A 10,451-nucleotide genomic window follows, 5' to 3' on the forward strand; every position below is an offset into this window, starting at 1 on the left:
GATGTCGCACCATTCGGCGCTGGTCAGCGCTGCCATGCGCTCGGCTCGCTGCCAAGGCCGGGAGGGGTCGGCAGGCCGCCGATCATCCTCGTCACCTCCGCCGCCGCATCGTGCACCAGCGGGCCGATCTCGGCCAGCCGTTCCGGCGTGACCCGTACTGTCGGCCCGGAGACCGAAACGCCGCCGATCGGCTCGCCGAATTCATTGAAGATGGCGGCGGCAACGCAGCGCATGCCCGGATGCCGCTCCTCGTCGTCTACCGACCAGCCGCGCAGCTTGATCGTCACCAGGTCGCGGGCGAGCGCCGAGATGTCGGACAGCGTGTTTTCGGTGAAGCGCTCCAGCCCGGCCCGGCGCAGGATGGTGGCGACGCGTTCCGGCTCGAGATGCGCCAGCACCGCCTTGCCGATGCCCGAGGCATGGAAGGAGCTGCGCGTGCCCGGCCGGAAGAAGGCGCGGATCGCCTGGTGCGTCTCGACCTGACTGACGAAGACGACGCAATCGTCCTCGGCGACGCCGAGATTGGCGGTCTCGCCGGTCTTCTCCATCAGTTCCTGCATGACGATACGGGCGCGGTCGACCAGCTTGCGGCGGCGCAGGAACGCCGCGCCCATGCGATAGGTCTCGACGCCGATCGACCACAGCTGGTCGGTGCCGTCGAACTCGACCATGCCGTGGTTCTCCAGCGTCGTCAGCATGCGGTAGGCGGTGGATGCCGGCAGACCGGAACTGGCGGCGATCTCGCTCAGCGACAGGCCACTGCCATCGGCGACGATTGCCAGGATCCGCAGCGCCCGGTCCAGCGACTGCACCGAGGCGGCCTCGGACGGCCCGTTGAAGGCGCGCGGCCGGCCGCGCTGGCGTTTTTCGGTGGTTTCCATCGGGCCATTCTTCCCCTGTTCGCCCAAACAGGCAATGAAAAAGTTTTCCAGTGATTTACGAAGCGAATTCATGGAAAACAAAAAGACCAATCAATTCAACCAACAAGAGCTGTTTTCTAGAAATGGAAAAATATTCTGAAAAAATTGAAAAATCATTGGTGCGCTGGCATCATGGGCTATCAACAATTCCGTGGAGGCTGACATGGCCAGGATGCGCGCAGTCGACGCAGCGGTTCTCGTTCTCGAAAAGGAAGGCATCTCCTGTGCCTTCGGCGTGCCGGGTGCTGCGATCAACCCGCTCTATTCGGCACTGAAGGCGAGGGGCAGTATCCGCCACATCCTTGCGCGTCACGTCGAGGCGGCCTCGCATATGGCCGAAGGGTTTACCCGCGCCAGATCGGGCAATATCGGTCTGTGCATCGGCACCTCGGGTCCTGCCGGCACCGACATGATCACCGGCCTCTATTCGGCCGCTGCCGATTCAATTCCCATCCTCTGCATCACCGGGCAGGCGCCGCGCGCGCGTCTCAACAAGGAGGATTTTCAAGCCGTCGACATTGCGGCGATCGCCGCACCCCTCGCCAAATGGGCGGTCACCGTCATGGAACCCTATCTGGTGCCGATGGCGCTGCAGAAAGCGTTCCATCTGATGCGCTCGTCGCGGCCGGGGCCGGTGCTGATCGATTTGCCTGTCGATGTGCAACTGGCCGAGATCGAGTTCGATATAGATGCCTATGAGCCGCTGGTGCCGTTCAAGCCGGCAATGTCGCGCGCTCAGGCCGAGAAGGCGTTGACGATGCTGAACGCGGCGGAAAAGCCTGTCATCGTCGCCGGCGGCGGCATCATCAACGCCGATGCGTCCGATCTGCTGATCGAGTTCGCCGAGGTCACCGGCGTGCCTGTCATTCCGACGCTGATGGGCTGGGGTGCGATCCCCGACGACCACCGCCTGATGGCCGGCATGTGCGGGCTGCAGACCTCGCACCGCTATGGCAATGCCACGATGCTCGAAGCCGATTTCGTTTTCGGCATCGGCAACCGCTGGGCCAACCGCCACACCGGTTCGGTCGACGTCTACACCAAGGGCAAGAAATTCATCCACGTCGACATCGAGCCGACGCAGATCGGCCGGGTCTTCGCACCGGACCTTGGCGTCGTCTCGGACGCCGGTGCGGCGCTTAAGATGCTGCTCGACGTCGCCACCGAGTGGAGGATGGCCGGAAAATTGCGCGACTGGTCGGGCTGGGCCGGCGAATGCCGGCAGCGCAAGAAGACAATGAAGCGCAAGACCCATTTCGACCAGGTGCCGCTGAAGCCGCAGCGCGTCTACGAGGAGATGAACAAGGCGTTCGGCCGCGACACCACCTATGTCACCACGATCGGCCTGTCCCAGATCGCCGGGGCGCAATTCCTGCACGTCTACAAGCCACGCAACTGGATCAATTGCGGCCAGGCCGGCCCGCTCGGCTGGACGCTGCCGGCAGCACTTGGCGTTCGGGCCGCCGATCCGGACCGCACAATTGTGGCATTGTCCGGCGACTATGATTTCCAGTTCATGATCGAGGAACTGGCGGCCGGCGCACAGCACAAATTGCCCTACATCCATGTCGTCGTGAACAACGCCTATCTCGGGCTGATTCGCCAGGCGCAGCGCGGCTTTTCGATGGATTTCGAAGTCAGCCTGGCCTTCGAGAACGTCAACCGGAAAGACGAGCCTGAGGCGGGCTACGGCGTCGACCACGTCGCCGTTGCCGAGGCGATGGGCTGCAAGGCGGTCCGGGTGCGCCGGCCGGAGGAATTCGCCGGTGCCTTCGAAGAGGCAAAGCGCCTGATGGACGAGCACCAGGTTCCGGTGGTGCTCGAATTCATCCTCGAGCGCGTCACCAACGTTTCGATGGGTACCGAAATCGACAAGATCACCGAATTCGAGGAGCTTGCCGAACGCCATGAAGATGCCCCCACGGCGATCGTCATGCTCGATTAAGCCGCATATGAGGAACTACTGCCATGCCACGGTTTTCAGCCAATCTTTCGATGCTCTTTGGCGAGCATGACTTCCTCGACCGCTTCGATGCCGCCGCCCGCGCCGGCTTCAAGGGCGTCGAGTATATCGGCCCCTATGACCATGCGCCGGATGTCGTCGCGGCCAGGTTGAAGAAGAACGGGTTGACGCAGGTGTTGTTCAACCTGCCTGCCGGCGACTGGGCCAAGGGCGAGCGCGGCATCGCGATCCTGCCGGACCGCATCCCGGAGTTCCGGCAGGGCATTGCCAAGGTCGTCACCTATGCCCATGCGCTCGGTTGCGAGCAGGTCAATTGCCTCGCCGGCATCGCGCCGCAAGGCGTCGATCGCTCCGTGCTGGAAGACGTCTTCGCCGAAAATCTGGCTTTCGCGGCCGAAAAGCTGGAGCAGGCCGGCATCAGGCTGCTGATCGAGCCGATCAACACCCGCGACATTCCGGGCTTCTTCCTGAATTACTCGGATCAGGCCCTGGCGCTGATCGACCGCGTCGGCTCGAAGAACCTGTTCCTGCAATACGACATCTATCACATGCAGATCATGGAGGGGGATCTCGCCCGTACCATCGAGGCAAACCTCGACCGCATCGCGCATATCCAGCTTGCGGATAATCCCGGCCGTCATGAGCCGGGGACGGGCGAGATCAATTTTCCCTTCCTGTACAACCACATCGACCGCATCGGCTATTCCGGCTGGGTCGGCGCGGAGTATAAGCCGAAGGCGGGGACGGAAGCCGGGCTTGGCTGGTTTCGGGACGCGGCCGGGCAGGGGAGTGCGGCGGCGTAGACGCTACGTATCGCACGTCGCGTTCCTGCGCGCCCCCCTCTGGCCTGCCCTCTTTGCCAAAACTTGGCATCTCCCCCACAAGGAGGGAGATTGGATGTCACCGCCGCTTTCGCCAATTTTCGAGGTCGGGAACGTTTAAGGGCCGGCGCGGGAACTGCCGATCTCCCCACTCGTGGGGGAGATGGCCGGCAGGCCAGAGGGGGGCGCGCAGGAACGCCCCCTTAACAAGAAACGGAGAAAGACATGGACACCATCGGCTTCATCGGTCTCGGCATCATGGGCGCGCCGATGGCGGGGCATCTGCTAGACGCGGGTTATCAGGTCGTCGCCAGCGACCACCGCTCGAAGCCGCCGGCCGATCTCGTCGCCAGGGGATTAAAGACCGTCACCGGCCATGATGCCGTTGCCCGCGCGGCCGACATCGTCATCACCATGGTTCCGGATACGCCGCAGGTGGCCGATGTGCTGTTCGGCCAAAACGGCGTCGCGTCAGGCCTTACTAAAGGCAGGCTGGTCATCGACATGAGCTCGATCTCGCCGATCGCGACCAAGGAATTCGCTAAAAAGATAAACGATCTCGGCTGCGACTATCTCGACGCGCCGGTGTCGGGCGGCGAGGTCGGCGCCAAGGCGGCTTCGCTGACCATCATGGTCGGCGGTGAGGAAAAAGCCTTCGAACGCGCCAGGCCCATCTTCGAGAAGCTTGGCAAGAACATCACTCTGGTCGGGCCGAACGGCGTCGGCCAGACCACCAAGGTCGCCAACCAGATCGTCGTCGCGCTGACCATCGAGGCCGTCGCCGAAGCGCTGGTTTTTGCATCGAAAGCCGGCGCAGACCCGGCCAAGGTCAGGCAGGCGCTGATGGGCGGGCTCGCAAACTCGCGTATCCTGGAAGTGCATGGCGAGCGCATGATCAAGCGCAGCTTCGCGCCGGGCTTTCGCGTCGAACTCCACCAGAAGGATCTCAATCTGGCGCTGGAAGGCGCGAAGGCGCTTGGGGTAGCACTACCCAACACCTCGATGACGCAGCAATTGTTCAACTCTTGCGCGGCGAACGGTGGAGCAAAGGAAGATCATTCGGCACTGGTCAGGGCACTGGAGCGGATGGCTGGTCACGAGGTTGGGTGAGAGTGAAGTGAATTAGTCTGCAATACCTTCGATGGGCCGACTTCGTTCGACCGCATAGCGTATGAGATCGGCAAAACGTTTCAGAAAATCTTTGGATTCCTCCGACATTCCTTCAGTTCGCACAAGTGCCTCAACTTGCTTGGTCAAGGAAGGTAGGGATTCGATCGGAAGAGTGACGTCCTCATAGAAATCTTCGAATTTCAGTATGAGTTCAAACGCGTTTTGGTTTGCGATTGACACGATTTCATGATGCGCAGAGGGACCTACCGATACGCATCGATCGATATGTCCATCTGGATTGAGAACGGCAAAATCCAATGACATGCATTGCGCCCTATTTGCCGCGCGCGAACCACCGCCTCGCCGCATAAAGGCTCACCGCCGCGGCATTCGAGACGTTGAGCGAACGAATGGCGCCGGGCATGTCGAGCCGGGCGAGCGTCGTCACCGTTTCGCGCGTTTTCTGGCGCAGGCCTTTGCCCTCGGCGCCGAGCACCAGAGCGATCTTGTCACCGGCAAAGCTGGTTTCAAGTTCCGCCGGCCCGTCCGAATCCAGCCCTATCGTCTGGAAGCCGGCCTCGTGCAGCTGCCCCAGCGCATCGGCGAGGTTCTTCACCTCGATCTGGTCGATATGCTCAAGCGCGCCGGAGGCCGACTTCGCCAGCACGCCGGATTCCTGCGGGCTGTGGCGCGCCGTGGTGATCAGTGCACCGGCGCCGAAAGCCACGGCCGAGCGCAGGATCGCACCGACATTGTGCGGATCGGTGATCTGGTCGAGCACCAGCACCAGCCTGGTGTCGCCGAGCGCATCGAGGCGTTTCGGTTTCAGCGGCTCGGCCTCGATCACCACGCCCTGGTGCACGGCATCCGAGCCGGTGACCTTGTCGATGTCCCTTGGTTCGACCAGTTCCGCCTTGAAGGGCAAAGCGCCGAGATCGGCGATTGCCAGTCGCTCGGCAGCGTTGCGCGTCACCAGCATCTTTTTGATTTTGCGGCGCGGATTGTCGAGTGCGGCCCGCACCGTGTGCAGCCCGTAGAGCCGCACCAGCCCATCCGCCGGGTTCTCGCCGGGCGGCACCGGCTGGCGTGGCCTGAACGCCGGCGCGCCGCCGCTCTTCTCGTCGCGATGCGCGCGGCGCAGCTTGGCGTAGTGGGTGTCTTTAGGGGTCTTGGATTTGTTATCGTTGCTCATGGCCGGCTTCTATAGCCGTGTCGTCCGGTCATGGATACAGCTGCAGAAGCTGCTTGTCGGGCGAGGCGTGAGATTCAGCGCTTTTTGCCGGGCTGTTGCGGTTGACAGTTTTGGGCGCTGCCGCCATAAGGCGCTTCGCGGAAGGGCTGCTTTGGCGGCCGCGACGCGTCGATGCCTCGTTGCATGGCTCCGGCGGCAGACTGGAGAGGTGCCCGAGTGGTTAAAGGGGACGGACTGTAAATCCGTTGGCTATGCCTACGTTGGTTCAAATCCAACCCTCTCCACCACTGCCGGCCCGGAAGCCCTGAAACGCAGAGCGAGCGTCGGAGCGGATCCGATGCTTGACTGAAAGGCGCGGGTATAGCTCAGTGGTAGAGCAGCAGCCTTCCAAGCTGAATATGCGGGTTCGATTCCCGCTACCCGCTCCAGATTTCCCCCAAGCCGCGGCGCACCTCGCGCACGATGCCGAAGCAGGCACCGCCAAGCGAAGCGCTTTGCCGATAATTCAAAGTATTCGTTGCGCGTCCAGACGGACGCGCATCTTAATCTGTGTTATCGTTGTCCCGAACCGCAGGCGGCGTTGGGCGACAGGCGTCAGCTCGCGAATTTGCTGAATATGGACGCGAGCTGGTTCTGCTGCGGCACCTGCCCGTTCGGCGTCAACTGGTCGACAAGCCCTGGCAAGGCCGCGGACAATTGCTTGAGCAGATCCTGCTGGTTCAGGCCCGTCCTTTGCGCGATCTCCTGAATGATTTGTGGCCCGAGAGCACTGCCCAGATCGCTGGGGTTGATCGGCTGGTTCTGACCGGTACCGACCCACGAATTGGCAACGTTGCCGTGGCCGGCGTCCTTCAGTTTGTCGAGCAGGCCGCCCAGACCGCCGAGCAGTCCGCCATCGGCGGATGCGGTTGTATCAGGCGGGACGGGGGCAGGGCTCTGCGCCGCCTCCGGCTGGGCGGAACTTCCACCGCTCAGCATTTTTCCCACCAAAAGTGCGCCGAGCGCGATCATCAGCGGCTTGGCGACGTTGCCGCCGGGAACGGCATTGTCAAACAGTCCCATTGTGGATCTCCATGTCAAATTGCCCGTCCGTCTCCAACAATGACGCATTCATGGCGAATTTCAAGCCGGTTTGAGCTTTCCGTAATCATGATTTTCAAGTTGGCTTGAGCTTTGCTTAATAATGTGGAAGTAATCGGGTGCGGGGAACGGAGAGGAAAAATGTCAATATTAAGCTGGATTATTCTCGGCGTCATCGCCGGCTTCATAGGCAGCAAGATCGTCAATAAAAGCGGGCAAGGCCTTGTGCTCGATATCGTGCTTGGGATCGTCGGCGCCATCGTCGGCGGGCTCATCTTTAGCGCCTTTGGAGCGTCGGGCGTTACCGGGCTCAACATCTATAGCCTGATCGTCGCCGTGGTCGGTGCCGTGGTGGTCCTGTGGGCCTATCACCAGTTCAGCGGCAAGAGGGCTCTGTAGAAGCCGCTCGGCAATTGCGTCGGCATTCACCCGAATGCCGACCGCCTATCTGATCCTTTTGAGGATTTCGCGGATCAGCGTGTTGAGGCCGGCTTCCAGCCCTCTCACCATGATCGGCCATAGTTCCTCGAGCAATCGCTGCCATACGGCATCGCGCCCAATCCTCACCGGCAGATTTGGCATCGCGCCCATTGCCGCCGTCACGTCCCGGCGCAGCCGCTCGCCACAGGCGCTTGCGCCGCTGATCGTCGGATCGAAGGGCAGCCGGGTGAAATCCCATTTTCCGCGCTGCTCGATGCCGAGATTGCTCTCGACTTCGGCATGCGACAGCACCGTTTTGGGCGTGACCTTGATGCGGTAGTATTTGCAGAGTTCGGCGACAACGGCGGTCATCGCGTCCCACTGCGCCCTGGTCATCGGATAGCGGCCGGCATCGAACGGCCTTTCCTCCGCCCCGGCCATGCAGCAGAGCGAAACCCCAATCGAGCCGCCGTTGCAGTTGAGCGTGTGCGCGGCATATCCCGGTTTTACCCGGCTCGAATTGAGCGCGATCGAAGGCCGGCCCCTGACCAGGCGGCCATTCCCCTCGACCAGTATGTGATACGCATCCCTGTCGGTATCGCCGGCCGAATGCGAGCCGGCCGTCCAATGGCAAATGACGCGCCTCATCGCAACATTGGGCAACCAGTCGGGCGGCAATGCCACAGAAATCCCCGCGACATAAGTTCAGTGACGGAGCACAGTATAGTTTCGTTGGCGGCCGACGCGAAAACGAAACGATAATTTGGTTGAGCGTTTTCTAACGGTCAGCTATTCGCCGGCATCTCCGGCGACCGCGTGTTCTCTGTATTGCGGCAGATCGTCGGTGATCGTGAACCACTTCGCCTTGGAGCCGACGAAGATGTGCTGCGTCGGGCGGATGGTCGGCTCGTCGACGAGACTTCCCATGGCGACATGCACGAAGGCACCGTCGCGGACCACCGAATAGAGCAACGAGCCGCAGGTCTTGCAGTGCGCGTCATGGCCGGTTTCGTCGCCGAAGATCATGAGATTGTCCTCGCCCCTGGTCAGGCTCAGCCTGTCGCGTTCGATGCCGGCGAATGGCTTGAACGCCGAGCCGGTGGTGCGCCGGCAGTTCGAGCAGTGGCAGTTCGCGGCATAGATGAACGCGTCCGCTACCGCGTACTGAACGGCGCCGCACAGGCACTTTCCGATAAGCCTGCGGCTGCGTGAATTCTGGTTGTCATCCGGGCTTGCCACGCGCTCCTCCCATTGTGCAGGCCGATTTCAGTTTCAAGCGACGACGGTGAACCGGCGCTTTCGCTCGTCGAGCGAGACGATGGTCAACCCGCTGGCGACCACCAGCAGGATGCCGCAGATGGCCAGCGCATTCGGGAGCTGCCGGAATACCACCACGCCTGAAATCACCGCCCAGACGGTAAAGCAATAGTAGAACGGCGCCACCACGCTGGTCGGCCCGATGCGATAGGCCATGAAGATAAAGAAGTGGCCGAAGATCAGGAACAGTCCGGCGCCGCCCATCAGCAGCAGGTGACGGATTTCAGGCACCACCCACTGCTCGGAAACCAGATGCGCAACGCCGGCGCCGGCGAGCACCACAATCACCGCGGAAATGGCGACGACCATCCCCGGCACGTCGGCGGCGACCTTGCGTCCCGCCAGATCGCGCGCGGCGGACAGAGCTGCGTTGCCTAGCGCCAGCAGCGCGTAGACCGAAATCCCCTGCATTGTCGGTTGTGCCACCATCACCGCGCCGACAAAGCCGAGCCCGATCAGCGCCAGGCGTACCCCGCCGATCCGTTCGCCAAACAGCATCGAGGAGCCGACCAGCATCAGCAAGGGCGTGATCTGTCCGAGCGCGGTCGAATCGGCGATCTGCATGTTGGCGAGCGCCACCACGTAGCAAAGGATCGCACCCAGTTCGAGCAGGTTCCTGCGCAAAACCTTGGCGTCTAGGATCAGCGGGATCTGCTTGCCGTAGCCCAGCATGAACAGCAGCGGAATGCCCCACAATGTTGCCGCAGCGCCGCGCAGGAACAGCACCTCATAGGGCGGCAGTCCCGCGGTTGCGAGTTTCATCATCGTGTCGTTGACGATGTAGGACCCGGTCGAAACGACCATGAACAGCGGGCCTCGTATGGCAGTCGGGATGAAATGCATCGGCCCACGAAATCAGACCGGCGCCAGGGCGGCAATGGGCCAGATCCGGCTGTAAATCCGGCAAAGCCGTCAGCCGCCGCCGTAACCATTCCATTTGCCCTTGTTCGTTCCTATATCCGCGCCACATTCTCCGAAACCGGATCACGCGTTCGGGCGGGCGAGCGCGCTCGGCGACAAGGCACTTGTGTTTTTCGGCCTTAGTCGCTAATCGCCCCGCATTCGACTGAACTGAAGGTCCAGGCCGTCCCCAGGCCGTCCAAGGAAAGAGACTATGGCAAAAGGTAAATTCGAGCGCACTAAGCCTCATGTGAACATTGGCACGATTGGTCACGTCGACCATGGCAAGACGTCGCTGACGGCGGCGATCACCAAGTATTTTGGCGAATACAAGCGCTACGACCAGATCGATGCGGCGCCGGAAGAGAAGGCGCGCGGCATCACCATTTCGACGGCGCACGTCGAATACGAGACCGCCAACCGCCACTATGCCCATGTCGACTGCCCCGGCCACGCCGACTACGTGAAGAACATGATCACCGGTGCTGCGCAGATGGACGGCGCGATCCTGGTGGTGTCGGCCGCCGACGGCCCGATGCCGCAGACGCGCGAGCACATCCTGCTCGCCCGCCAGGTCGGCGTGCCCTCGATCGTGGTGTTCTTGAACAAGGTCGACCAGGTCGACGACGCCGAGTTGCTCGAACTGGTCGAGCTCGAGGTGCGTGAGCTTTTGACCAAGAACGAGTTCCCCGGCGACGACATTCCGATCGTCAAGGGTTCGGCGCTTG

General features: G+C 62.0%; 12 protein-coding genes and 2 tRNA genes. 7 read left to right on the plus strand and 7 right to left on the minus strand.

The genetic code is table 11. From position 1 onward, the window contains the following. Positions 1-23: 23 nt before the first annotated feature. Positions 24-881: an HTH-type transcriptional regulator BhcR gene (gene bhcR, locus NKI16_RS23755; protein ID WP_352622158.1), complete on the minus strand. Its 858-nt coding sequence runs from the start codon at positions 879-881 to the stop codon at positions 24-26. Between the two features lie 202 nt (positions 882-1,083). On the opposite strand from bhcR, the gene gcl reads away from it, so the two are divergent. From gcl to NKI16_RS23770, 3 genes are all read left to right on the plus strand, one after another. Continuing rightward, a complete protein-coding gene (gene gcl / locus NKI16_RS23760) occupies positions 1,084-2,865 on the plus strand; it encodes a glyoxylate carboligase (RefSeq protein WP_352623237.1) in 1,782 nt (593 codons plus the stop codon). Positions 2,866-2,888: 23 nt separating this feature from the next. Then, on the plus strand, positions 2,889-3,686 hold the full coding sequence (hyi, locus tag NKI16_RS23765) for a hydroxypyruvate isomerase (protein ID WP_352570928.1): 798 nt from the start codon (positions 2,889-2,891) through the stop codon (positions 3,684-3,686). 243 nt (positions 3,687-3,929) lie between these two features. Next, positions 3,930-4,814, plus strand: a complete 885-nt coding sequence (locus tag NKI16_RS23770; RefSeq protein WP_352623236.1) for a 2-hydroxy-3-oxopropionate reductase — start codon at positions 3,930-3,932, stop codon at positions 4,812-4,814. A 12-nt stretch (positions 4,815-4,826) separates the two neighbouring features. On the opposite strand, the gene NKI16_RS23775 is transcribed toward NKI16_RS23770, so the two are convergent. Both NKI16_RS23775 and NKI16_RS23780 read right to left on the minus strand, forming a co-directional pair. Then, a complete protein-coding gene (locus NKI16_RS23775) occupies positions 4,827-5,138 on the minus strand; it encodes a hypothetical protein (RefSeq protein ID WP_352570930.1) in 312 nt (103 codons plus the stop codon). Between the two features lie 10 nt (positions 5,139-5,148). After that, the gene (locus NKI16_RS23780; RefSeq protein ID WP_352570931.1) at positions 5,149-6,006 is read right to left on the minus strand and encodes a TrmH family RNA methyltransferase; all 858 of its coding nucleotides are present in this window, start codon (positions 6,004-6,006) and stop codon (positions 5,149-5,151) included. 202 nt (positions 6,007-6,208) lie between these two features. On the opposite strand from NKI16_RS23780, the gene NKI16_RS23785 reads away from it, so the two are divergent. Both NKI16_RS23785 and NKI16_RS23790 read left to right on the plus strand, forming a co-directional pair. Continuing rightward, positions 6,209-6,293, plus strand: a tRNA-Tyr gene (locus NKI16_RS23785). A 67-nt stretch (positions 6,294-6,360) separates the two neighbouring features. Further along, positions 6,361-6,434, plus strand: a tRNA-Gly gene (locus NKI16_RS23790). Between the two features lie 166 nt (positions 6,435-6,600). On the opposite strand, the gene NKI16_RS23795 is transcribed toward NKI16_RS23790, so the two are convergent. Next, a complete protein-coding gene (locus tag NKI16_RS23795) occupies positions 6,601-7,068 on the minus strand; it encodes a YidB family protein (protein ID WP_023680430.1) in 468 nt (155 codons plus the stop codon). Positions 7,069-7,227: 159 nt separating this feature from the next. Between NKI16_RS23795 and NKI16_RS23800 the strand changes: the two genes are divergently transcribed. Further along, on the plus strand, positions 7,228-7,485 hold the full coding sequence (locus NKI16_RS23800; RefSeq protein WP_023717513.1) for a GlsB/YeaQ/YmgE family stress response membrane protein: 258 nt from the start codon (positions 7,228-7,230) through the stop codon (positions 7,483-7,485). Between the two features lie 45 nt (positions 7,486-7,530). Here the strand turns inward: NKI16_RS23800 and NKI16_RS23805 are convergent, their stop codons facing one another. The 3 genes from NKI16_RS23805 to NKI16_RS23815 form a co-directional block, all read right to left on the minus strand. Beyond that, a complete protein-coding gene (locus tag NKI16_RS23805) occupies positions 7,531-8,190 on the minus strand; it encodes a peptidoglycan recognition protein family protein (RefSeq protein ID WP_352623235.1) in 660 nt (219 codons plus the stop codon). Between the two features lie 105 nt (positions 8,191-8,295). Further along, positions 8,296-8,745: a GFA family protein gene (locus NKI16_RS23810; protein WP_352623234.1), complete on the minus strand. Its 450-nt coding sequence runs from the start codon at positions 8,743-8,745 to the stop codon at positions 8,296-8,298. Between the two features lie 33 nt (positions 8,746-8,778). Next, a complete protein-coding gene (locus NKI16_RS23815) occupies positions 8,779-9,666 on the minus strand; it encodes a DMT family transporter (protein WP_352699885.1) in 888 nt (295 codons plus the stop codon). A 271-nt stretch (positions 9,667-9,937) separates the two neighbouring features. On the opposite strand from NKI16_RS23815, the gene NKI16_RS23820 reads away from it, so the two are divergent. Further along, a partial coding sequence (locus NKI16_RS23820) for a GTP-binding protein (protein WP_287331257.1) occupies positions 9,938-10,451 on the plus strand: 514 nt, incomplete at its 3' end.

The organism is Mesorhizobium sp. M0698, assembly GCF_040320455.1.
Lineage (GTDB): Bacteria > Pseudomonadota > Alphaproteobacteria > Rhizobiales > Rhizobiaceae > Mesorhizobium.